Below are 23,405 nucleotides of genomic sequence, written 5' to 3' on the forward strand. Positions count from 1 at the left end.
TCTATTCCCAAAGGAGCACTCCAATTCATGAAAAAACTCAAATCATTGTTTATCGCCTCCATCGCCGCCCTAATACTTCTTAGCGGCACAGCCTCCGCCGCTTCGGTCAAGCTCAGCGTCAACGGGACGGCAGTCACAAGCCCTTCCTTCATCCAACAAGGCACTACTTTCTTCGGCCTGCGAGAACTACTCACCGCTCTGGGTGTGGGTCAGATCAAATGGGATGCCAAGACGCAGACCGTCACCGCAATTAAGGGAGACAAGACTGTGACCGTAACAGTTGGCAAGAAACAGGTCACTCTTAACGGTAAGCTGTTCAAGCAATTGGAGGTGCCCGCCCAATCCATTCAAAATAAGGTGTACCTTCCAGCTAGAGCTGTAGCCGAAGCCTTTGATTATGCCGTAATGTACGACAGTAAGACAAGCACCGTTGTGCTTACCAGCGGATCATCGACTTCAAACACAAGCATCAGCCCCGAAATCAGCACTTCCGATCTGGAGAGTCAGCCCAGCTACAAACAAAAAGCGCTGGACATGCTGTCCGTCAAACTGAAAAATGGGAAGTTGGAAATCATCGACGCTTGGTCGGGTAACTTGAACATTCAAAAAATTCAGATCATGGACTACAGCAAAATCATGATGACCCCACTGCCCATTTCCCCGGGATACGTAGGCATCACGATTGACCTTGACTCCTTTTTGGACGTCAGCGGCAAGCCACTTAATCCCGTTGACGGGGAAATGTATTTCATTAACCTCGTTACCGATGCAGGCTCTATCGTACGCTCCGAGACATATCAGGCAAGTACGCCTACTAAAGCCGACGAAGCCGCCGTTGACGACATTAAGTACGGTTACATGGGCAGTCCCATCGCCCTGGAGGGTGACAACTTAGTGGGTGATTTCTCGCCGAAGCCTGCGTTCATGATCACCCAAATCAAGGTCGAGGACAACTACACCTACACTCCTGTGTCCCCAATCACCATTGATGGGCAGAACCAGACGTTCAGTTTGCCTCTCACCCAGTTCAAGAACACATTAGGGGAGAATTTCAAGGCGGAAACGGGCTGGCGCCAACCGTATAAGGTCACGATTGTCACTAATTATGGGGAGTTTAGCTGGAGTTTTTGATTTGCCAATACCTTTATTTTCTCTTGTTAATTAGAAAAGTATCGCCTCTACTTGGGGTGATACTTTTTTTGTTAATCCGAATAGAACAGACGTTATAATAAAAATAAAAATGAGGAGTTAACAGATGGACTTTAAAGAAATCTTAGATTTAATTCAACATAAAAACAAAAGGGTTAGCCAAAGGGCAACTTGCATTTTGCTACACTTAAAAGATGCGCTCTCAACAGCGGAAATCTCCAGTATTATGGGCATCAGCCAGCGCACTGTCCAACGATACATTAAGAATTATCATAAAGCAGGAATTAACTCCATCACAGAGGAAACAAGAGGCAGGAAGAAAATTGTTGCTCATTCCATTATTCAAGACTTATTAAAAGAGAGCCCTTTAAAACACGGTTTTTTATTGGATACTTGGTATCCCCATATGTTACAGATAGAGACTAAGGCCTCTTACTCTACATGCAGGAGAATACTTGAACAATCCGCTTTTACGAGAAAAGAAACGGCCGCCTCAATAAATTCAAGAGATCTTCAAAATTACTTGGAGGATGCAGACGAGATAACTTCAGAGATTTGGCTTATACATGTCTTCAAGTTAGGTAATGACGAAGGCAAAGTTGAATTTAAAACTGTCAGATATACCAAGGATTTTTATTGCTTTATAGCAATCAATATAGGTTGCTCATCCAACGACAGGGTTGATCCCTCATTATCCCATTTACCGCTGCACATTTCTTCCGTCAAATCGTTCTCTCGGTCATTACGGATAAGAGGAAAATTCCAAGATGAGTTCAGGAAAAAGTATCACCTGTTTATTCAAAATACAATAGATTATATTCATGACAATGTTGAAGCTCCCATACATCTTCTAATGTATACGACCCCAAGTAATCAATCAGCTCTTTTTCATTTCCAAAGAGACCAAAAACAAACATCAATCCAAAAATCAGACGTAAAGGCCTACCTTTTGAAAAATCGACCTACAACTGGTTTCTATGCCATTCAAAGTTTTGAGAAAAGAATGAAAATAGCATTCTCTAAGATAAGGAGAACAGATACAGAGAGCATCAAAAAGCATAAGGAAATGATCGATAAAAATATTAATAAAACAATCCCAAAAATTACGACACATTTTTGGAAATCATAATATAGTTTTTGAGACCCTGCTGCAGTAAGTCCCTTGAGGCCTTACTGCTTTTTAGCGTGGAATTTCGGGCAGAGAAACTTCAATGACACCTAAGAAGCCAAAGCTATCCTAGTGTTAATCTGTAGCAGTAAGTAAGACTTCCCTGAAAGGAGATTGTTGCTAATGCTAAATCGACATGCTTCTGGTGAACCCTAAATTAAATTCAAGAATCAAACCAGAACAAGGATTCTTGACTTTGCCCTCACTGCGGACATACTGCTGCTCCGTCACACAGGATTCAACAAGCTCTTTGACAAAAACAAATACAAGGTTAGGGCTCCTTCGCCCCGTCCCAACAGTCACGAAAAGAGATACATGATATGTATTTCATTCGCTCACCCATGTTCGGGCCGCTCTGCCGTACCCACCACCAAAAACTTTACTGGGAGGAATTCACAATGTTAAACGTATCCTTTAAAGCTCGTGCAGCACAACCGTCAGAAAAAGCAATCATCGTCAATCAGATTCAATCTGGTTCGTTAACTATCCATTCCTATCTTTTCATCCAAGCAAATCCCTCCCCAATGTCGGCTCTACAGTATCTAAAGACAGAGGTCGCTCTGCCCGTGCCGTACAACCCCGTTTCTATGGAGGACACAATGAATTACGTGTCCCAACTGGAGAAAGATCACGGCGTGGAACCAGGAAATATCGTTGCGGTCGGATCGATTAGTCTGTCGGACCTGTACGACCGGGATGTGCTGATTAATCGTTCCCATCCGGAAATGCTTGCAGCAGCTTTCGAGCAGTCCATAGACGATGATGACTCCCTGTTCGAACTCATCGAAAGGTTTGAGCCCGGTGAAATTGAAGCCAAGATTCAATCTCACCTGTCGCCCGCCTATTCGGTAAGCATGAACGCAAAAAAAGAAACCCCTTGGCCCCTGAAGCAACTGCTGTTCATGCCCCACTATGAAATTCTGCTGCGTGTACAAAGCCAGACGGTAGGTTTGGAAGATTTCAGCAGCAGGATCTCCCAAGAATTTGACGTCCTCAGTTCAGAGACTGTCGGCGACCAAATGCGGTTTTACTGCGCGGCTGAGGAGGGACAATACGTGAGCACCGTGCTGGATGTTGTGTACATCGTAGATAAGATGTATGGGCCTGACATTCGCCTCCGGCTTGCTCACCAAGGCATAATCGGGGCCTCCATCTGCTTCCACATCGACGTTCTGTACTGCTAGGAGCCCTAGGCAGAGTCCCTCCGGGGACTCCTGCCTAACCAATTATCACTTTTGCATGATAGGCAGAAGGAGCGACGGCAGATGGTTAGCACCAATAACAACAATCTAGCAAACCCAAGCGCCCCATACTTTATTGATGGGGATACCTTATATAAAAGAAATGAAGATGCCTCCTCTACTCCCATTTCAAGAAGGGTTGAAATCATACGTCGGCTACTTAATGATGACACGGGCAAAATCACCTTAGAACTGTCGTTTGATTACGCAGGCTCCAGTCACACGATAGAGATTTCAAGAGGCCTGCTTACCCGGCGAAAAATCTCAGAGCTTTTAGTGTACGGGGTCGATGTGTCCGATCAGAAGGCTGCGGCTATTGTAGAGTGGCTTGGTTATCAGGAGGAACAACTTCCAATTGAGCGGGTTCATTCCACCGTCGGCTTTGATTTCTCACAGAGTCCGCCCGTGTTTAAGCATGACCAGGCCATCGGAATGGATTCTCAATACGCCGGTCCGCTGCAGATTCATCCCAAAGGGACCTACGAAGACTGGCATCGTCTAGTCAAGGAAGAGGTAATGGGCCACCCGCCTTTGGAATTGGCACTCGTCTTGGGACTGTGCGCCCCCGTCGCCTCATGTATCAATCATATTTCGGGCGGGGAAGTATTGCTGTTCCACCTGTGCGGAAATAGCACGCAAGGGAAGACGACGGCAGTCATGCTCAGCATCTCCACATTCGGCACACCAATTGTCGGCCACTCCAGCCTGCTCAAGGATTGGAACGGAACCCGTAATGCGGTTCTTGCCCAGTTGAGGGATATACAGGGCCTTCCCGTCGCCTTTGACGAAGCTTCCATGCAGGAGGGCGACTATGGCAACCTGATTTACCAATTGGCATCCGGTAAGGACAAAAGCCGTCTCGACAGCGAAGGAACACTTCGCCGTTCCGGACAATGGAGCGGCTCGATTATCTCCAACGGGGAGCGTTCGCTGAGCAGCAGCAGTTCAAAAAATGCGGGGAGCCAAATCCGTATTACCGAATTGTCCAATATTCATTGGACCCAATCAGCGGAGAACGCGAATCGTCTCAAGGAAGGGCTCTTGAAACATCACGGACACGCGGGTCCCCGGTTTGTCGAATACCTGCTCGCACAGGGCCTCGATCAGTTAGACATGCGTTGGAAGAGTTGGAGCAAGCGTATTGAGGCTGAGTTCTCTAATGCTGATACGTTTACCCAGCGTCTATCCGACAAGATCGCCATCCTCTTGATGACCGCCGAACTGGCGAACGAGGCGTTTGATTGGGGTTTAGATGTACAGGCCATGTCCAGGCTGCTAATCTCCGCCACCGCTCAAGCCAGCGGGCATAGAGATATAGGCAAGCATGCCTACCAATATCTAATGGAGTGCATTCACATGCAGGAGAACCATTTCTATGTAAATGATGTTACTCCGTCCATTGAACCGGTCTGGGGCAAATGGGTTGTGAAAGACCAAATATTGAAGGAAATATACATCTTCCCTACTGTATTTCAATCGCTTATGGAAAAGGGTGGATTCGAAAATCCTTCAACTATTCTACAGCTTTGGAAGACCGATGGCCTGATCGACCATGAGAACGACAAGTTCACCCGAAAAAAGGTTATCTCTGCCTCTTCCAGTTCTCGGGTCCATGTCATTCGGATAGTTGAATCCGCTGATTCTGATCCAGTCTAACCCTTCTACCCTTTTTGAATAGGAATACAGGGTGGGGCAAGAGTTGATGTAAGCCAAGCAAATTTGTTCAATCCACCCTTTCACCCTTTGAAAAGGTAAGAATCATAAAAACATTCACATTCCAATTTCATTACGGGTCTTCATTCAAATTTCGGAGGGTGAAGAGGGTGGACACTCAAAACAAAGGAGATGTCAATACAATGACACTGCGTAGAAACGATGCCCCAAACGTATATTTGCCCGAAAAAGTCTTCTTCGCCTATGTAGATTCGGCCTATGTAGATACAAGGGTAAGAACCCCTTTCGGCGTGTTCGATCAACTTGTAATCAAGTTTGAAATTCAACATCAGTCCAATACAAAAAGAGTACAGGAAAACTACATTCTTCCTTACTCTACGACGAATAAAGCTGGCCGGGCCATTCAAGCATTACTGGGTGCTGTACCTAGGGAGTTTGACCCTGTTGATATCATCGACAAAGAATGCCATATCCGCATTGAGCATCGTCCTCTGAGAAATGGGGGGATGTGGGCTGGGGTCGCGGCAGTGATACCCTTCGTAGATCCTTCTGATCCAGACGAGGACGAGATCATTGAATTGTTGGGCGACCCTTTCGATGAAATCAGCAATGAATCGGACGAATATTTTCATCCGATTCCAGACGATAACGACGACATCGAGCCAGATTTTTTTGATGATGGCTCCAATGGCTATAAATTCGAAGATGATGAGGAACCGCCCCTCAATGAGGACCACGGAAGGTACTGGCCGCCCACACAATACGACTGGGATGATATAGATGATTGATGCTTTGAGTAGCCAGAGAACGCAACCTCCCCTAGCTACGAAACTGAATTAACGACATTTTGGACCAAATATCATGATCTTGAATCCATATCTATCACTAGAAAGGAGCAAGTTCATGATTATCATTCAATCGCAGGAAGACCTGGCTGAGTTGGACCACGAAGTATTTCCCCAGATGCTGAGACGTTTCATTTCCGACCTTTTAGAGGGACTGCAAGCAGAGGCTGAACCGGGTGAGGAGTTGGAGCATCTGCTCTCCCACCCACTCATTTTGTGTGAACCAGGGGACCACGTACTGTCGCTGTTGAACGGGCATCCCATGAGTTTAGAATACGTAGAACGTTTTGATTTCTCTGGCGCTATCGCCTTTAGAGCTGGGGTTTTGCTGGACAACGATTGGTTGGCTCATTACGTCATCCCAATGGCTGTACTAGACGAGAAATCGCAAGACTGGCTTACAAAACTCTGCGAGGGTGGGCCAGTTCATGAGTAAGAATAATGCTTCCAAAAGAATTGAGTTTGTCTCCCTTCGCATGGTGCGTGAGAAAACATCATTACTTTACCCACAACGTATTATCCGTAAGCCTGACGATGCCGCTAAATTATTCCGCCAGTTCATGGAGAACTGGGACCGGGAAGTGTTCTGCATTATGACGCTAGACACCAAAAACCAACCGAACGCTTTTCAAATTATTTCAGTGGGAACCTTAAATGCCTCTCTGGTGCATCCACGTGAAGTGTTCAAAGTCTGTATGCTCACTAACGCTGCATCCCTAATGTGTTTTCACAACCATCCATCGGGCGATCCTACACCCAGTCAAGAGGATTTAATTGTAAATGACCGGCTTTGCCAGTCAGGTAGACTGTTGGGCGTGGAGCTCCTTGACCACATCATCATCGGCAGTGACGGCAGTTTTGTCAGCTTGAAAGAACGGGGGCTGATGTAATGAAGAAAGCGATCCTCGCTCTCATAACCGCCGTTACTCAGCTTGTCTTTGAAATTATTGACCATCGCAAACAAAAAGAATAAGAGGTGATAGGCATATGTTATACACTACTCGCGTCTCGCGTCAGAATTTGAATCAATATGCCACACAACCTGACTCCTTCTCCTGGAAGAAGTCCGATAAAACCCGGGAGACACCCGAAAATTATTACGAACCTGCAATTGAGTTACTGGATAAAATCTTAAAGCGCCCTCGTTAAATTCCTTACTATTGCAATGGTTCCCGAAAGGGAACTGTTGCAAATCATACCTCAAGGGGAGAGAAAGCAATGATTAAAAAAGTAGGCAGCTACGGACGGTTCTCTGGAGATAACCAGCGGGAGGAATCTATTGACGCGCAACTGCGGGCTATTGAAGCTTATTGCAAGCAGAAAGGATATGTCATAGTAGAGACTTATATTGACAGAGCCAAATCTGCCACATCAGATAAGCGCCCCGAATTTCAGAGAATGATAGCCGACAGCGGGAATAACAAGTTCGATTATATTATTGTGCACAAGCTAGATCGTTTCAGCAGAAATCGTTATGACAGCGCCTTTTATAAACGAAAATTAAATTTGAACGGAGTAAGACTCCTCAGTGTCACCGAGAACCTGGACGATTCCCCCGAGAGTGGTATCCTGGAATCAGTGATTGAGGGAATGGCTGAGTATTACTCCAGAAACCTTGCCCGTGAAGTAATGAAAGGCATGAAGGAAACGGCATATCAATGTAAGCATACAGGCGGACTTCCTCCTATAGGATACTCTGTTGACCCAGTAACGAAGCGTTATCTTATTAATGAAGAGGAGCGGGGGATTGTAGAGACGACGTTCTCCATGTTTTTGGCTGGACACGGCTACAATCAGATTGTCAGGGAGCTTGCAGAGAAAGGATACCGCTCCCGCTATGGACGGCCTATTAGCAAAGGCAGTCTTCCCGTCATTCTTAACAATGAAAAGTATACTGGAGTATATATCTACAACCTGACAGACAGCAAGGATGCCGCTGGCAAACGAAATAGCAACCGCAAAAAGGAGGATGAAGACGTCATTCGGATTGAGGGTGGTATGCCTGTGATTATATCCAAAGAAGACTTCTGGGCCGCTCAGGAAAAAATAAAAAATAATCAAGGGCGTCCTGGTTCCTATAAGGCAAAAGAAATGTATTTGCTGAGCGGATTGTGCTATTGCGGAGAGTGCCTTAAACAACTCGGCACTTTGTATTCAATGGCCGGAAACGTCAAGTACAGCGGGAGGAATAAGCTCAAGTATGTAACGTATCGCTGCGGCAACAGAGATCGGACCAAGGAATGCAAAAACCCGGAACTAAGAAGAGAATACATTGAAAACTACGTCTTGGCGCAACTCGAGGAGAAAATATTCAACGATCAGGCGATTCCGATTCTCGTAAAGCAGCTAAATGATTTCCAAGCCTCGAAAGATCAAAAGCAAAAAGGCGAGCAAGTACGTTTGACCAAAGCTTTGGATGGGATTACCCGGCAAGTGGAGAACATCATTAAGGCGGTGGCGGACGGCTTTGCGAATTCCGCCCTTCTGGAGAAAATGAATTCTTTGGAGGAACAACGGGAAGAAATAGAGCAGCAACTCTCGAAGATCAAACCTCCTATAAAAGAAAAAGCAGCCATCACAGAGGATACTCTGCGACAACTGCTTTCCCGGTTCAAAGATGAAATTGCTGACCGCAACATACCGGAGATCAAGAAGTTCATCGGCAGTTACGTGAAGAAGGTCGTCATCTACAAAGAACATGTAGATGTCATCTTTAAACTGAATGTTGTGGATTTACAGGATGGAGCCGAGGGGAGTCGAACCCCTGTCCGAAGATAACGGCACATAAGTTTCTACGAGTGTAGTTACAGTTTTGATGTCACCCGAGTATCGCCCCGTAACCGGCTATACGTTGGGTCAGCCTGATTATCTTCTTCTGCTGACCCCAGGCGGAGACCAGACAGCGTATCCCACTACTTGTTAGCCCCTATCCCTGTCACATGGGCGATGCAGGGTAGAAGCACGCACACAGGTTATTAAGCTGCGAAAGCGTAGTTGTTGTTTTGTTTGCCGTTTAATAGGCTTTAGCGTTGATGAAGCGGACGCGTCCCCACTACTCGCTGCTCATGCTCGAACTACCCCCGTCGAATCCAAGAACGGCCCCTCATTAGAAAAGGGCGCTTCGGATTGAGCGGATCTTCCAGCAAGAGAGATCCAGAGCCTCTGTCATAGAGGACTGTCACGAAGCAAAAATCTTACTTACACAGTATAGCACATTTATCAACACTTTAACACGTAGGTTAAAGGAATTGAAGGGTAGATCTGGAACGGCAGGAAGAGCCGGGATACGACTATCTGGCGATCTTTTGTTTCTCGCGCAGCGCACGCTGGATATCGCGTTGAGCGTCTTTTTTGGCGGCGGTATCGCGCTTGTCGTACTGCTTCTTTCCTTTACCCAGGCCGATCAGCAGCTTCGCGTAGCCATTGCGCACATACACCTTCAGCGGCACAATCGAGTAGCCTTCCTGCTTGGACTGTCCGAGCAGCTTGTGAATCTGGACCTTATGCATCAACAGCTTGCGTGTGCGTGTCGGGTCCGAAGGATTGCTGCGGTTGCCCTGTTCAAAAGGGCTGATGTGCATGTTGTGCACATGAATCTCGCCGTTCCGAATGGTGGCAAATGCGTCGCCAATGTTAGCGCGACCATTACGCAGCGACTTGATTTCCGTACCGGTCAGCACCAAGCCGGCTTCATACGTGTCCTCGATGAAATAATCATGGGAAGCTTTTTTGTTCTGGGCGAGCACTTTCCCGTCTGCTTTTTTACCCATGAGAGTCACTCCTTGAATCGGATTTCCCGTTTGAACAGAGTCAAACGTCAGATCTATATTGTATCAAAAGCGGGCGCGGGAACGCAAGGAAGGATGATCCTCCCCGCAATGTGCAGCTTAGACTACGATGGCAAATGCTTTGTTACTCTTTCTCAAAAAAACGCTGCTCCCTTACAAAGGAAACAGCGCGCTTATCACATTCCGCTTATTCTTTCGTTTTTTTCTTCTTTTTGCGGCGGCCGCTGCCTTCAGGCTTGCCGCTCTTGTCGCTCCGCTCAGCGTTGCCCGGAGTCACGGAAGGGCTGATGAAGACGCCGCCCTTCTTCTTCTTTTTGCGGCGGCTCTTGCCTTCGCCGCCGGCTGCTCCCCCGCTGCCGAGATCCTCGCGGCTGCGGAACCGCGTGCTGGCGTCTACGCCGCGCAGCTCGCTGCCCTGCTCTGCTCCGCCGGTGGGGGCGCCATAGCCGCCCTTGCCGGAGCCAAAGCCGAAGCTGATGCCGCGTCCCCCGGCACCGCCTCCGGCCTCACCGCCGCGGCTTCGCCCGCCGCTGCGGTCCCGGTCGCGCGCGCTGCCGCCGCCGCGCTCCACGGCCGCGAAGGCCCGGCGCGCTGCCTCTGCCGGGCCGCCGCCCGCGCGCTTGCCGCGCCCGCCAGCCGGCGCACCGCCGCTGGCCTCTGCCGCTGCGCGCGGCTCTTCCCAGGCGCGTGCCCCCGCGCCGGACTTGCCTTTGCCCGCTGCTGCGCTGCCGGGCTTGCCCTTACCGCCGGCGCGGTTCTTGCCGCCGGCTTTGCCGAACGGCCCCGCGAAGCCGCCGTTACCCCCACGGCCGCCCTTGCCGGGGCGGCCGCCGTAGCTGCGGTGCTCGCCCGCCGCGCGCGGCTTCATGTCGACCAGCTCGAAGTCAATCGTGTGGTCGTCCATGTTGACCTTGGCGACGCGGATCTTCACCTCGTCGCCGATGCGGAACACCTTGGAGGTGCGCTCGCCAATGAGCGCCATATGGGCTTCGTCGAAGTGATAATAATCATCGGTCAGCGCGCTGAGGCGGATCAGGCCTTCGACGGTATTGTCCAGCTCAATGAACATGCCAAAGCTGGTTACACTGCTGACCATGGCGTCGAATTCCTCGCCTACCTTGTCCTGCATGAACTCAGCTTTCTTCAGTTGCTCCGTATCACGCTCAGCCTCAACAGCTACACGCTCACGCTCCGAGGACTGCTGGGCAATGTCAGGCATCCGGGTGGCGAGATATTCATGACGTTTCTCCGTCAGTGCTCCACCGCTCTCCATGACCTCACGCATTACGCGATGAATGACCAGATCAGGGTAACGGCGGATCGGCGAGGTGAAGTGAGAGTAGAATTCCGCTGCCAACCCGAAGTGGCCCGTACTCTCTGCATCATATTTCGCCTGCTTCATGGAGCGCAGCATCATCGTGCTGATTACCGTCTGTTCCTTCGTGCCTTGAATCTGCTCAAGCAAATCCTGCAAGGCACGCGGATGCACCGAGTTGCCCCGGCCCTTGACATGGTAGCCAAAGTTAGCCGCGAAGGCCATGAAGTTCTGCAGCTTCTCCGGGTCCGGATCTTCGTGAATCCGGTACAGGAACGGTACCTTCAGCCAGTGGAAATGCTCCGCCACCGTCTCATTGGCCGCCAGCATAAATTCCTCGATAATCTGCTCTGCCACCGAGCGTTCACGCTTCACGATATCAACTGCTTTGCCGGTCTCATCGACAATGATTTTGCTCTCCTCAAAGTCAAAATCAACCGCCCCGCGCCGCATCCGCGCATCCCGCAGCTTCATAGCAAGCTCTTTCATCAGACGGAAGTCTTCAATCAGAGGGCTGTAGCGTTCCAGCAGCCCGGGATCTTCATCTTCAACGATTTTGCGGACATCGGAGTAGGTCATTCTTTCTTTGGTACGAATCACACTCGTAAAAACATCATGCTTCACGACCTTCATATGCTCGTCGAATTCCATTTCACAGGACATCGTGAGCCGATCTACCTTAGGGTTCAAGCTGCAGATGCCGTTCGAGAGGCGGTGCGGCAGCATCGGGATAACCCGGTCCACCAGATATACGCTGCAGCCCCGGTCATAAGCTTCCTTATCCAGCTCAGAGCCTTCACGCACGTAATAACCAACGTCCGCGATATGAACGCCCAGCTTGTAGTGCCCGTTCTCCAGACGCGCGACATTTACCGCATCATCCAGGTCCTTGGCATCCGCACCGTCAATTGTGACGATATTCAGTCCGCGCAAATCCCGGCGTCCCTGCTGGATGATTTCTTCCTCCGTAATCGAATCCGGCGCCTGCTCCGCTTCACGCATAACCTCAGCCGGAAAAGCCTCCGGCAATTGATGCTTGCGGATCACCGACAGTATGTCCACACCGGGATCATCCTTATGCCCGAGGATCTCGATAATCTCCCCTTCCGCTGCTGCCCGGCCTTCCGGGTAGCTCACAATCCGTACCACAACCTTCTCGCCGTCAACCGCGCCTTTGAAGGACATCTTAGGGATAAAAATATCGCGGTTAATCCGCTTGTCGTCCGGCAGCACAAAGCCGTAAGTCTCCAGGCTTTGGAACACGCCGACTGTCTGCAGCACCCCTCTTTTGACAATTCGTACAACTTCGCCTTCCATACGCCCGCCGGACGAGCTTCTCGACGTTATGCGCACCAGCACAATATCGCCGTTCATTGCCCCCTTCAGATCATTGGCATTAATGTAGATATCGGGATGATCGCGGTCATCAGGTATCAGAAAAGCAAAACCCTTCGCATGTGCCTGCAAGCGCCCTCGCAGCATATCCATCCGCTCCGGCACACCATAACGGCCATTGCGCGTCAATATCATCTTGCCGTCCTGCTCCAGCCCCAGCAGCAGTTCCTCAAAGGCTTTGAACGATTCACTATCCTCTATCGCGAAATGGCTCACCAGTTCATCGTATGTGAGCGGTTTATAAGCGGTCTCCCGCATGAACTCCAGTAATTGCTCTTGTGTTATCAACTTCGTCACCTCGGCCCTCCGCAGCATTTTTCATGCCGCTGGCATGTATGTATGTCTTGTCTTGTACTGCCTGTAATCATTCAAGTAAATTTTACCTCTATATACCACATACCCTAGTATACACGAAATTAATCTCAAGCATCCCTGTTATGATCAAGGACCTCAGGTTATAACAAAAAAGCCCCTGCCCCATTCCATTCAGAATAGAGCAAAGGCTTACTGTAAGCAATTTAGTCAACCAGAACAGCCACTAGAATCGACATAATAAAGAATCCTGCCGCTAGTCCAACCGTTACACGCTGCAGTACGAGCTCCATACCGCGTGCCTTAGTTTTACCAAAGAGATGCTCAGCACCGCCGGAGATGGCACCGGAGAGACCTGCGCTTTTCCCTTTTTGCAGAAGAACGACCGCAATCAGACCGACGGAAAAAATCAGGAGCACTATTTTCAAAAAGATATCCATTCACTTCCACCTCCTACGTCCAAGCATCACTATCTATGCTAAATTAGGTTTCACGTTTCATAAACAGCATTTTTATTTTATCATAGCCCTGGTACGAATACAACCTTCCACCTGGTAGAATAGAGCTTTCTTAAGCCAATATGCAAAAAAAAGCCTGCCGAATCCGGCAGGCCTCATGCAGCTTATCTCAAAAGCAATTATCTTTTGAGGTTGTAGAAGGATTTCAGGCCGTTGTATTGAGCCAGTTCACCCAGTTCGTCTTCGATGCGAAGCAATTGGTTGTATTTGGCGATACGGTCTGTACGGGAAGGAGCACCTGTTTTGATCTGGCCGGCATTGGTTGCCACAGCGATGTCAGCGATGGTGCTGTCTTCGGATTCACCGGAACGGTGGGAGATAACCGCAGTGTAGCCTGCGCGTTTTGCCATTTCGATAGCGTCGAAGGTTTCAGTCAAAGTACCGATTTGGTTAACTTTGATCAGAATGGAGTTAGCAATGCCTTCTTCGATCCCTTTGTTCAAGCGCTCAGTGTTGGTTACGAACAGGTCGTCACCAACGAGTTGGATTTTGTTGCCCAATTTTTCAGTGAGCAGTTTCCAACCTTCCCAGTCGTCTTCGGAGCAGCCATCTTCGATGGTGATGATTGGGTATTTGTCAGCCCAAGAAGTAAGCAGGTCAACGAACTCAGCAGGAGTGAAGGATTTGCCTTCGCCTTCCAGGTGGTATTTGCCGTCTTTGAAGAACTCAGTGGAAGCAACGTCCATACCCAGGAATACGTCAACGCCTGGTTTGTAACCGGCTTTTTCGATAGCTTCCATGATGGAGGACAATGCATCTTCGTTGGAAGTGAAGTTAGGAGCGAATCCGCCTTCGTCGCCAACTGCAGTGTTCAGGCCTTTACCTTTAAGTACGGATTTCAGAGCGTGGAAGATTTCCGCGCCTGTACGCAGAGCTTCTTTGAAGCTAGGTGCGCCAACTGGCAGAACCATGAATTCTTGTACGTCAACGTTGTTGTCGGCATGTGCGCCGCCGTTAACGATGTTCATCATTGGAACTGGAAGTTGTTTCGCGTTGAATCCGCCCAGGTATACATACAAAGGAATATCCAGTGCTGCTGCTGCTGCGCGGGCTACGGCCATCGACACAGCCAGGATTGCGTTAGCGCCGAGTTTGCCTTTGTTGTGAGTTCCGTCCAGCGCGATCATCGCTTTGTCGATACCCAGTTGGTCAAGAGCGTCCATACCGATAACTTCTGGTGCAATAATTTCGTTCACGTTCTCAACAGCCTTCAGAACGCCTTTGCCCAGGTAACGGTTTTTGTCTTCGTCACGAAGCTCTACGGCTTCATGTGCGCCAGTGGAAGCGCCGGAAGGAACGATAGCGCGGCCTTTAGCGCCGGATTCAAGATAAACATCAACCTCTACAGTAGGGTTACCGCGGGAGTCGAGGACTTCGCGAGCGTACACATCAGAAATAATAGTCATGTAAGTTAATCTCCTTTTTAACATTGGTTTTTGTCTTGCAGGTATTGCAGGAGTTCTGCCTATTTGCGGCTGGCAATCATGGATTGTCCGGTCATTTCCGCTGGCTGCGGAAGTCCCATGAGATCTAAGAATGTCGGAGCCACATCGGCAAGAATACCGGATTCGCGCAGTACAACATTTTCAGTCGTTACAATGAAAGGAACCGGGTTGGTGGTATGAGCCGTGAACGGACGTCCATTCTCATCAAACACCATGTCCGCATTGCCGTGGTCGGCAATGATGATTGCAACGCCGCCTTTGGCAACTACTGCATCCACAACCTTGCCCACACATTCATCTGTAACTTCTACGGCCTTGATGGTTGGCTCCAGCATACCGGAGTGTCCTACCATGTCAGGGTTCGCAAAGTTAAGGATAATGGCATCCTGTCTGTCCGCTTCGATTTCCGCTACGCAGGCCGCCGCCACTTCGTATGCGCTCATCTCAGGTTTAAGATCGTAGGTTGCCACTTTTGGCGAGTTGATCAGGATGCGGGTTTCGCCTGGAAGCTCTTCATCGCGTCCGCCGCTGAAGAAGAAGGTTACGTGCGGATACTTTTCGGTTTCCGCGATACGCAGTTGTTTCTTGTTCTGCTGTACAAGCACTTCACCCAGCGTATTGTCCAGGTTCTTCGGTGAATAAGCTACATAACCTTGAACCGTTTCGCTGAAGGTAGTCAGACATACGAAATGCAGGCCCTGCGGGAACAAAGGACCACGGTCGAAGCCGCGGAAATCCGAGTTGGTGAACACTTGCGACAACTGGATAGCACGGTCCGGGCGGAAGTTGAGGAACACGACGGAATCGCCGCTCTCTACTGTCGCTGTCGGTTTGCCTTCGCTGTCCACAATGACGCTAGGCTCAACAAATTCATCATACACGGAATTCTTGTAGGATTCAGTGATCGCTTGCAGCGCATCGGTATATTTCGGGCCTTCACCGTAGACCATAGCGCGGTAAGCCTTCTCTACACGTTCCCAGCGCTTGTCACGGTCCATGGCGAAATAACGGCCGGATACCGTAGCGATCTTGCCTACGCCTACTTCCTCAATCTTGGCGATCAGATCCCGAACGAATTTTTGTCCGCTGTCGGGAGGTACGTCGCGTCCATCCATGAAAGCATGGATATACACTTCATGCAGATCTTCTTTCTTGGCCAGATCAAGCATGGCGAACAGGTGATTGATATGGCTGTGTACCCCTCCGTCGGATACCAGCGCATACAGGTGAAGCTTCTTGCCGGTTGATTTGGCGCTTCTTACAGCAGCAACCAGCGTTTCGTTCTCGAAAAATTCCCCGTCACGAATCGACTTGTCGATACGGGTCAGGTCCTGATATACAATCCGGCCGGCGCCGATGTTAAGGTGACCCACTTCGGAGTTCCCCATCTGGCCTTCCGGCAGACCCACAGCTTCACCGCAAGCGGTAAGCGTAGTGTTCGGATACTGTTTCAGGTAACGGTCATAGTTTGGTTTGTTGGCTTGGGCAACAGCGTTGCCTTCAGTCGTATTGCGCAAACCGAAGCCGTCCATGATGATTAGTGCTAAAGGTTTTGGAGCCGACATCTTACTTCGCCCCCTCAACCAATGAAACGAAGGAAGCAGGCTGCAGGCTCGCACCGCCGACAAGAGCGCCGTCGATGTCGCTTTGACTCATGTACTCCGTTACATTCTCTGGCTTCACGCTGCCGCCGTATTGGATGCGTACAGCTTCAGCAGTCGCTCCATCGTACAGATCTTTTACAAGAGTACGGATGTAGGCGATAACTTCATTGGCATCCTGTGAAGTGGAGGATTTGCCTGTGCCGATAGCCCAGATGGGCTCATACGCAATGACTACACTTGCTGCCTGCTCAGCGCTAAGGCCGGCAAATGCGCCTTCAGTTTGAACCTTGCACACAGCTTTTGTCTGGTCTGCTTCACGCTCTTCGAGCTTTTCGCCAACGCAGACAATTGGAGTGATGCCGTGGCGGAATGCCGCATGCATCTTTTTGTTCACGATTTCGTCCGTTTCGCCAAAGTAAGCACGGCGCTCGGAGTGTCCGATGATAACATAGTCTACACCAAGATCCTTCAGCATTACGCCGCTGATTTCGCCTGTGTAAGCACCGTTATCTTCAAAGTGCAGGTTTTGTGCACCGATTTTGATGCTGGTGCCTTTAACCGCTGCAACCAGGGCAGGCAGATTCGTGAATGGAGCGCAGACAACAGTTTCTACGCCTTCCACCTCTGCTTTGCCTTTAACTTCAGCGATGAAGCTTTCAGCTTCCGGAACGGTTTTGAACATCTTCCAGTTGCCGGCAATAATAGGTGTTCTGCTCATAGTAATGGATTGCCTCCTTCTACTTCTACGTCTTACTTGTCGTTCAGTGCTTCTACGCCGGGAAGCGCCTTGCCTTCCATGAACTCAAGGGATGCGCCGCCGCCAGTGGAGATGTGGTCCATTTGGTCAGCCAGGTGGAATTTTTCTGCCGCAGCCGCGGAATCGCCGCCGCCGATTACAGTGTAGCCTTCAGTTGTTGCACATGCCTGGGCCACTGCAATTGTACCTTCAGCAAAGATGTCAATTTCGAACACGCCCATAGGACCGTTCCAGACAACCAGCTTGGAGTTCTTGATGATGTCGGCATAGATTTCACGAGTTTTAGGACCAATGTCCAGACCTTCCCAACCGGCAGGAATATCAGTTACATCTACAATTTTGGTGTTGGCATCTGCGCCGAACTTGTCAGCGACAACGACGTCAACCGGAAGTACGAAGTTTTTGCCCAGAGCTTTAGCTTTCTCGATGAATCCGAGAGCAGCGTCGATTTTATCGTTGTCTACCAGCGAGTTGCCGATTTCGTAGCCTTGAGCTTTGGTGAATGTATAGGAAAGGCCGCCGCCGATCAGTACATTGTCAGCCAGATTCAAGAGGTTGTCGATAACGTCAATTTTATCTTTAACTTTGGAACCGCCGATGATGGCAGTGAAAGGACGCTCAGGGTTCGACAGCGCTTTGCCCAGTACGGACAATTCTTTCTCCATCAAAAGACCGGATACAGCCGGCAGGAAGTGAGCGATACCTTCTGTCGAAGCATGTGCACGGTGAGCCGCGCCAAATGCGTCGTTGACGAACAGGTCAGCCAGTTCAGCGAACTGTTTAGCCAGTTCAGAATCGTTCTTTTCTTCGCCCGGATAGAAACGGACATTCTCAAGCACAAGCACATCACCGTTGTTCAGTTCAGCAATTTTCGCTTTGACTGCATCGCCGACAGCTTCATCAGCTTTGGCTACCGGCTTGCCGAGCAGCTCGGACAGACGGACAGCAGCACCGGTAAGACGCATGGAATCAACAAATTGACCTTTAGGACGGCCCATATGGCTGGCCAGAATGACCTTTGCACCGTTCTCAATCAGGTATTTAATCGTTGGAAGGGTTTCGCGGATACGGGTATCATCAGTAATCTTGCCGTCTTCCACTGGCACGTTGAAATCGACGCGTACAAATACGCGTTTGCCTGTTACTTCTACATCACGGACACTTTTTTTGTTCATGATTATTTTTCCTCCACACCCAAAATTGGTTCCATCACGAATCCATTTAGAAAGAGCGGAAACAAGGAACTTCTGTTTCCGCTCTATAGATGCCGCTTATATTAATCGGGTCTTACTTAGCAAGCTTAGCGAAGTGTTCCAAAGTGCGAACGAGCTGTGCAGTGTAAGACATTTCGTTGTCGTACCAAGCAACTGTTTTAACCAGTTGTTTGTCGCCAACAGTCATAACTTTAGTCTGCGTAGCATCGAACAGGGAACCGAAAGTCATACCCTTGATGTCGGAAGATACGATTTCATCTTCAGTGTAGCCGTAAGTTTCTGGGTCGGAAGCTGCTTTCATAGCTGCGTTCAGCTCTTCAACAGTAACTTTCTTATCAAGAACAGTAACCAGCTCAGTCAGGGAACCAGTAGCTACAGGCACACGTTGTGCTGCGCCGTCCAGTTTGCCTTTCAGTGCTGGAATTACCAGGCCGATAGCTTTAGCAGCACCAGTAGTGTTAGGAACGATGTTCTCAGCAGCAGCGCGGGCGCGTCTGAAGTCGCCTTTAGCATGTGGAGCATCAAGTGTGTTCTGGTCGCCAGTGTAAGCGTGGATAGTAGTCATCAGGCCTTCAACGATTCCGAACTTGTCGTTCAGAACTTTTGCCATTGGAGCCAGGCAGTTAGTTGTGCAAGATGCGCCGGAGATTACAGTTTCAGTACCATCCAGAATATCATGGTTAACGTTGTATACAACAGTCTTCATGTCGCCAGTAGCTGGAGCGGAGATTACTACTTTTTTAGCTCCGCCTTTAAGGTGCTTCTCAGCAGCTTCTTTAGTTGTGAAGAAGCCTGTGCATTCCAGAACGATGTCAACGCCGAGCTCGCCCCAAGGAAGTTCTTCAGGGTTGCGGTTCGCCAGAACCTTAACGTCTTTGCCGTTCACTTTGAAGAAGCCGTCATGTACTTCAACGTCTCCTTGGAATTTACCTTGAGTTGTATCATATTTAAGCAAATGAGCAAGCATCTTAGCATCAGTCAAGTCGTTGATTGCTACCACTTCGATACCTTCTACATTTTGAATACGGCGGAATGCAAGGCGTCCAATACGTCCAAAACCGTTAATACCAACTTTTACACTCATTGAATAGTTCCTCCTAGATTTCATTTTATTTATTCAAGACAAGCCGTGAAGCTCGTCAAGACAACAATGTTAAGTATAATGCAAAATAGCTTCGCATGCCTCCCATATTTCGGGAATTACCCCACCGGCTGCATTTGTTTGTCGATTTCTTTGCCGATTTCAGTAGCAGCAGCCTCATCTGTAACGAGAATATCCTCTTGCCCGAACCGAAGCATCGCATGTATTGCCTTAGCCTTGCGTTTGCCGCCAGCTATGCCTACTACAACTTCTGTACGGATGATATCCTCCAGGCGCAGTCCCATCGTCAGCATGGTGTGGACAACCTGGCCATCTTCATTGAAATAATAGCCGAACGATTCGGCAACTGCTCCCTCGCCCTGAATTTCCGAGACGGTAGCCTCATCCAGCTTGCGGCGGCGGGTCATTTCAATGGCATCGCCAATTCCATGCACAATAATACGCGATCTGCGGATGATTTGCACGATCTCTCCAATATTTGCGTCGAGTGCCAGCGACTGATAAGCATCTTCGCTAAGCAGATCGGGCACATGCAGCAGACGGTAATTGGCTCCAATCCGCTTGGCCATCGTTGAAGCGATGGTATTAGCCTGAATCTCCATGCTCTCACCCAGCCCTCCGCGCGCCGGTACAAACCAAGCGTTCTTATAGGAAAGGGATACTGGGGTCGGCAACTGATCGGCCATCTCAGCCAGTGTTGAACCGCCAGTGACGGCAATGGTATCATCGCAATGGAGCACACCGAGCAATGCCTTGGCTCCTGCACGCCCCAGCTCACGCTTCGTGAACGGTGACGTTTCGCAATCTCCAGGTACAACAATCACTTTGTTCAGACCATACGTTGTACGAATTTTCTCCTCCAGATCATCCAGACCGAACAGGCTCTTGGCGATCGGCTCCAGCAAGTCAAGCAGTCTGCGCCCGGCATCGCTTATGCGCATACCTACGCTCTCGATCTCAATGAGCCCTTGCGATTTCAGAAGATCCGTCTCTGCGCGGAGCACCCGCTCCGTCATATCAAGCGAAGCCGCAAGTGTTCTACGCCCAATAATGTCGGACAGCATGATCTGATGTAGAATCGTGTAACGTCTCTTAAGGGTATCCATGAGATCAGGCAAAAGCTGCTTTTGGATTTCTAATAAATTACGCATGCCTTCACTCCTGCAACTTTGTCTTTCTCTTATTCCCTTGTTCATGGTCTCAAAACGTCCCGGGTTAACTTTTTAAGTCCCACCCATATTCTACCCAAAACTCACGCGGAGTGCAAGTCTTCGCAGAGTATAATTCTCAACCTCTTTTCATCTTATACATCTCACGGGCTATGGAAGGTCATTAAAACCAGGCCGATGAAGAAGTTTTGAGAGCGCTGTGATTTTCCGTTGCATTTAAACAATAAATATATTATAATAATTTCTGTTGCGCCCGTGGTCCAATGGATATGACGTAGGCCTCCGAAGCCTGAGATCCAAGTTCGATTCTTGGCGGGCGCGCCATTCTTATAGTAATTAACCAAAGAGCCGCTTGCCGGCTCTTTTTTTATAAACTAAGTTTGACTTTCTTTGACTTTTTGTTTGAATTTGTTTATCATGTGGTTAATACGGTAACAGTAAAAAATGAACACATTCGAAGAACCAATTCAAGGAGGTTGTCCACGTGAGTTATATTCCTATGGTAGTAGAACAGAGCAACCGCGGTGAGCGCGCTTATGACATCTATTCCCGCCTGCTGAAGGACCGCATCATTTTCCTCGGAACGGAGGTTAATGACGTGGTAGCCAATTCCATCATCGCACAAATGCTGTTCCTGGCTGCCGAAGACCCGGAAAAGGATATTCACCTGTATGTAAACAGTCCTGGCGGTTCAATTACAGCCGGAATGGCTATATTTGATACAATGCAATACATTAAACCGGATGTTTCCACCATCTGTGTGGGCATGGCCGCTTCCATGGGAGCGTTCCTGCTGAACGCCGGTGCCAAAGGCAAACGTTTTGCGCTGCCAAACAGCGAAATTATGATTCACCAGCCGCTGGGCGGTGCTCAAGGACAGGCAACGGACATCGAAATCCGTGCCCGCCGCATCCTTAAGCTGCGCGACAAGCTGAACCACATTCTGGCTGACCGTACAGGGCAACCGCTGGAGAAGATCGAGAAGGACACAGACCGCGACTACTTCATGAGCGCCACCGAAGCGGCTGAATACGGTCTTGTTGATAAAGTGATCGAGAAGACACTTCCTGCAGGCGTGTAATCGGGACAGACATAATCGGATAGGAGGCTATCCATTAGTTGGATAGCCGACCTTCCACACCACCGTACGTACCGTTCGGTATACGGCGGTTCAACCGCTTGAGTGCAATTGACGTAAACGCTCGTACTGGGCAGGGAAGTCATAATACCCTGCCTGTGCGAGCCTTTCATTTGTTACAGAGCGACTCAGTACTGCGCTTCCTGCTATTCGCCAGTAGCCCAGACGTGTATTTCCCCATTGGTACGCTTGCCACTCCGGTATCCCCAGCTTTCGCAGGTTCTGCACCTTCGTTCTTGGCTTCTTCCACTGTTTCCAGATGTACATCCGTATCCGCCTTCGCAGCCATTCATTCCAGCTTTGCACGTTTCGCTTCATGTCCGCTACGTAGAAATAGCCGATCCAACCGCGAATGTAGGCCTTCACGTTCTCCATGACCTGCCGCGCATTCCTGCCCTGGTTTCGGCTCGTTAGCTCTTTCAGCTTCTTCTTTGCCTTGGCGAGCGATTGACGGTGTACGCGAATGTATACGCCGTTTCCATTCTTTCCGAGCGCAAAGCCGAGAAATTTGAAATGCTTTTGTGCCACAGCGCTGACCACCTTGCTCTTCTGCGCATTCATCTGGAGCTTTAGCCGGTTTTCCAGAACTCTCCGGCTGGATTCCAAAAGCCGCATCGCCGCCCGTTTGCTCTTCGCAAGCAGCACGATGTCATCCGCATAGCGGATGACCTTCACGCCTCGTCTTTCCATCTCCTGGTCGAATTCGTTCAGATAGATGTTCGCGAGTAGGGGCGACAGCGGCCCGCCCTGAGGCGAGCCTTCTTTCGTTTCGCGGCGTACTCCGTTTTCCATGACTCCGCTTTTCAGGTACTTTTTAATCAGCTCCGTTACGCGTTTATCTTGGATTTGTTTACGCAGGAGATTCATCAGCAGCTCATGGTTCAACGTGTCGAAATATTTCGAGAGGTCGATTTCTACGGCTTGGCCATATCCCTGCTCCACATCAGCTTTTACTTTGCGGATGGCTTGCTGCGCGCTCCTCCCTGGGCGGTAGCCGTAGCTTCCCTCTGAGAAGAGCGGTTCAAATAGCGGTTGCAGTTGCTGGGCAATCGCTTGCTGGATGATTCGGTCTACCACCGTGGGAATACCGAGTTTTCGGACTCCACTTCCATCTGGTTTGGGGATTTCCTTGCGTCGCACCGGGCTTGGTTTGTACCTTCCATCCCGGATGCTTTGCAAAAACTCGTCTCTGTTTTCACGCAGCCAAGGCAGCGCTTCCTCCACGGTCATCCCGTCGATTCCCGGTGCTCCGTGGTTGCGTTTGACCTGCTTGTAGGCGCGGTTCAGGTTGTCCCTGTCCAGTATCGCTTCCATCAGGTCGTTTGCACCGTCCCTTTCTCTACGTTCCCGAATGTCGGCACTCCGCGCTCCCGCATACTCTTCGCGCTCCACGCTATCCCTTTGCGGGCAGCCCTCTCGGTATTCTGCTTTCATTGCGCCGATTCTCCTTTCCGTATGTACTCAAGACTTACGATTGTTCAGCCCTTCCCGAAAAAAAAATTCCCGGTGTAGAGTCGAAGGAGGTCGGCTTGCGCCTTCCTCCGTCCGCTCGATCAAACGGATCGTGCAGT

Annotated in this window: 19 protein-coding genes, 1 tRNA gene and 1 other RNA gene; 10 read left to right on the forward strand and 11 right to left on the reverse strand. The window is 49.6% G+C overall.

The features are described 5' to 3' along the window. Positions 1-27: 27 nt before the first annotated feature. The 8 genes from B212_RS0126670 (at position 28) to B212_RS34815 (ending at position 8,855) form a co-directional block, all read left to right on the forward strand. On the forward strand, positions 28-1,131 hold the full coding sequence (locus tag B212_RS0126670) for a copper amine oxidase N-terminal domain-containing protein (RefSeq protein WP_019914334.1): 1,104 nt from the start codon (positions 28-30) through the stop codon (positions 1,129-1,131). Positions 1,132-1,255: 124 nt separating this feature from the next. Continuing rightward, the gene (locus B212_RS0126675; RefSeq protein WP_019914335.1) at positions 1,256-2,278 is read left to right on the forward strand and encodes a helix-turn-helix domain-containing protein; all 1,023 of its coding nucleotides are present in this window, start codon (positions 1,256-1,258) and stop codon (positions 2,276-2,278) included. 638 nt (positions 2,279-2,916) lie between these two features. Continuing rightward, complete coding sequence (locus tag B212_RS0126680; protein ID WP_156830230.1) at positions 2,917-3,501, forward strand: hypothetical protein; 585 nt, start codon at positions 2,917-2,919, stop codon at positions 3,499-3,501. 81 nt (positions 3,502-3,582) lie between these two features. Next, positions 3,583-5,214: a DUF927 domain-containing protein gene (locus tag B212_RS0126685; RefSeq protein ID WP_019914337.1), complete on the forward strand. Its 1,632-nt coding sequence runs from the start codon at positions 3,583-3,585 to the stop codon at positions 5,212-5,214. 167 nt (positions 5,215-5,381) lie between these two features. Beyond that, positions 5,382-6,020 (forward strand): hypothetical protein, encoded by a 639-nt coding sequence (locus B212_RS0126690; protein WP_156830231.1) that lies wholly within the window; start codon positions 5,382-5,384, stop codon positions 6,018-6,020. A gap of 115 nt (positions 6,021-6,135) precedes the next feature. Further along, the gene (locus tag B212_RS0126695) at positions 6,136-6,513 is read left to right on the forward strand and encodes a hypothetical protein (protein ID WP_019914339.1); all 378 of its coding nucleotides are present in this window, start codon (positions 6,136-6,138) and stop codon (positions 6,511-6,513) included. Then, positions 6,506-6,967 carry a JAB domain-containing protein gene (locus B212_RS0126700; protein ID WP_019914340.1) on the forward strand — a complete coding sequence of 154 codons (462 nt, stop codon included), beginning with the start codon at positions 6,506-6,508 and terminating at the stop codon, positions 6,965-6,967. Before B212_RS0126695 ends, B212_RS0126700 begins: the two co-directional genes overlap by 8 nt. A gap of 328 nt (positions 6,968-7,295) precedes the next feature. Continuing rightward, positions 7,296-8,855 (forward strand): recombinase family protein, encoded by a 1,560-nt coding sequence (locus tag B212_RS34815; protein ID WP_019914342.1) that lies wholly within the window; start codon positions 7,296-7,298, stop codon positions 8,853-8,855. On the opposite strand, the gene ssrA is transcribed toward B212_RS34815, so the two are convergent. From ssrA to B212_RS0126755, 10 genes are all read right to left on the reverse strand, one after another. After that, positions 8,816-9,180: a transfer-messenger RNA gene (gene ssrA, locus B212_RS34105) on the reverse strand. The genes B212_RS34815 and ssrA overlap by 40 nt on opposite strands. A 187-nt stretch (positions 9,181-9,367) precedes the next feature. Next, positions 9,368-9,847 carry an SsrA-binding protein SmpB gene (gene smpB / locus B212_RS0126715; protein ID WP_019914343.1) on the reverse strand — a complete coding sequence of 160 codons (480 nt, stop codon included), beginning with the start codon at positions 9,845-9,847 and terminating at the stop codon, positions 9,368-9,370. A gap of 205 nt (positions 9,848-10,052) precedes the next feature. Continuing rightward, a complete protein-coding gene (gene rnr, locus B212_RS0126720) occupies positions 10,053-12,863 on the reverse strand; it encodes a ribonuclease R (RefSeq protein WP_036670187.1) in 2,811 nt (936 codons plus the stop codon). A 230-nt stretch (positions 12,864-13,093) separates the two neighbouring features. Continuing rightward, positions 13,094-13,327, reverse strand: a complete 234-nt coding sequence (secG, locus tag B212_RS0126725) for a preprotein translocase subunit SecG (RefSeq protein WP_019914346.1) — start codon at positions 13,325-13,327, stop codon at positions 13,094-13,096. Between the two features lie 197 nt (positions 13,328-13,524). Beyond that, a complete protein-coding gene (eno, locus tag B212_RS0126730; protein WP_019914347.1) occupies positions 13,525-14,811 on the reverse strand; it encodes a phosphopyruvate hydratase in 1,287 nt (428 codons plus the stop codon). 59 nt (positions 14,812-14,870) lie between these two features. Continuing rightward, positions 14,871-16,415, reverse strand: coding sequence for a 2,3-bisphosphoglycerate-independent phosphoglycerate mutase (gene gpmI / locus B212_RS0126735; protein WP_019914348.1), 1,545 nt, complete (start codon positions 16,413-16,415; stop codon positions 14,871-14,873). 1 nt (position 16,416) lies between these two features. Beyond that, complete coding sequence (tpiA, locus tag B212_RS0126740; protein WP_019914349.1) at positions 16,417-17,172, reverse strand: triose-phosphate isomerase; 756 nt, start codon at positions 17,170-17,172, stop codon at positions 16,417-16,419. 32 nt (positions 17,173-17,204) lie between these two features. Beyond that, positions 17,205-18,386: a phosphoglycerate kinase gene (locus tag B212_RS0126745; protein ID WP_019914350.1), complete on the reverse strand. Its 1,182-nt coding sequence runs from the start codon at positions 18,384-18,386 to the stop codon at positions 17,205-17,207. Positions 18,387-18,498: 112 nt separating this feature from the next. After that, complete coding sequence (gene gap / locus B212_RS0126750) at positions 18,499-19,509, reverse strand: type I glyceraldehyde-3-phosphate dehydrogenase (protein WP_019914351.1); 1,011 nt, start codon at positions 19,507-19,509, stop codon at positions 18,499-18,501. A 116-nt stretch (positions 19,510-19,625) separates the two neighbouring features. Next, positions 19,626-20,678, reverse strand: coding sequence for a sugar-binding transcriptional regulator (locus B212_RS0126755; protein ID WP_019914352.1), 1,053 nt, complete (start codon positions 20,676-20,678; stop codon positions 19,626-19,628). Between the two features lie 267 nt (positions 20,679-20,945). Between B212_RS0126755 and B212_RS0126760 the strand changes: the two genes are divergently transcribed. Continuing rightward, positions 20,946-21,020, forward strand: a tRNA-Arg gene (locus B212_RS0126760). 160 nt (positions 21,021-21,180) lie between these two features. Beyond that, positions 21,181-21,777 (forward strand): ATP-dependent Clp endopeptidase proteolytic subunit ClpP, encoded by a 597-nt coding sequence (gene clpP, locus B212_RS0126765; RefSeq protein WP_019914353.1) that lies wholly within the window; start codon positions 21,181-21,183, stop codon positions 21,775-21,777. Between the two features lie 90 nt (positions 21,778-21,867). Here the strand turns inward: clpP and ltrA are convergent, their stop codons facing one another. Continuing rightward, positions 21,868-23,268, reverse strand: a complete 1,401-nt coding sequence (gene ltrA, locus B212_RS0126770) for a group II intron reverse transcriptase/maturase (protein ID WP_019914354.1) — start codon at positions 23,266-23,268, stop codon at positions 21,868-21,870. Positions 23,269-23,405: the final 137 nt, after the last annotated feature.

This window comes from Paenibacillus sp. HW567, from assembly GCF_000374185.1.
Lineage (GTDB): Bacteria > Bacillota > Bacilli > Paenibacillales > Paenibacillaceae > Paenibacillus_AQ.

What these genes read in the sequence shown, in the direction of transcription:
- gpmI (WP_019914348.1), bottom strand. Translation starts at nt 16,415, where the DNA reads ATGTCGGCTCCAAAACCTTTAGCACTAATCATCATGGACGGCTTCGGT.
- B212_RS34815 (WP_019914342.1), top strand. Translation starts at nt 7,296, where the DNA reads ATGATTAAAAAAGTAGGCAGCTACGGACGGTTCTCTGGAGATAACCAG.
- B212_RS0126680 (WP_156830230.1), top strand. Translation starts at nt 2,917, where the DNA reads ATGAATTACGTGTCCCAACTGGAGAAAGATCACGGCGTGGAACCAGGA.
- tpiA (WP_019914349.1), bottom strand. Translation starts at nt 17,172, where the DNA reads ATGAGCAGAACACCTATTATTGCCGGCAACTGGAAGATGTTCAAAACC.
- smpB (WP_019914343.1), bottom strand. Translation starts at nt 9,847, where the DNA reads ATGGGTAAAAAAGCAGACGGGAAAGTGCTCGCCCAGAACAAAAAAGCT.
- B212_RS0126695 (WP_019914339.1), top strand. Translation starts at nt 6,136, where the DNA reads ATGATTATCATTCAATCGCAGGAAGACCTGGCTGAGTTGGACCACGAA.
- gap (WP_019914351.1), bottom strand. Translation starts at nt 19,509, where the DNA reads ATGAGTGTAAAAGTTGGTATTAACGGTTTTGGACGTATTGGACGCCTT.
- secG (WP_019914346.1), bottom strand. Translation starts at nt 13,327, where the DNA reads ATGGATATCTTTTTGAAAATAGTGCTCCTGATTTTTTCCGTCGGTCTG.
- B212_RS0126675 (WP_019914335.1), top strand. Translation starts at nt 1,256, where the DNA reads ATGGACTTTAAAGAAATCTTAGATTTAATTCAACATAAAAACAAAAGG.
- B212_RS0126745 (WP_019914350.1), bottom strand. Translation starts at nt 18,386, where the DNA reads ATGAACAAAAAAAGTGTCCGTGATGTAGAAGTAACAGGCAAACGCGTA.
- B212_RS0126670 (WP_019914334.1), top strand. Translation starts at nt 28, where the DNA reads ATGAAAAAACTCAAATCATTGTTTATCGCCTCCATCGCCGCCCTAATA.
- B212_RS0126685 (WP_019914337.1), top strand. Translation starts at nt 3,583, where the DNA reads ATGGTTAGCACCAATAACAACAATCTAGCAAACCCAAGCGCCCCATAC.
- B212_RS0126755 (WP_019914352.1), bottom strand. Translation starts at nt 20,678, where the DNA reads ATGCGTAATTTATTAGAAATCCAAAAGCAGCTTTTGCCTGATCTCATG.
- B212_RS0126700 (WP_019914340.1), top strand. Translation starts at nt 6,506, where the DNA reads ATGAGTAAGAATAATGCTTCCAAAAGAATTGAGTTTGTCTCCCTTCGC.
- eno (WP_019914347.1), bottom strand. Translation starts at nt 14,811, where the DNA reads ATGACTATTATTTCTGATGTGTACGCTCGCGAAGTCCTCGACTCCCGC.
- ltrA (WP_019914354.1), bottom strand. Translation starts at nt 23,268, where the DNA reads ATGAAAGCAGAATACCGAGAGGGCTGCCCGCAAAGGGATAGCGTGGAG.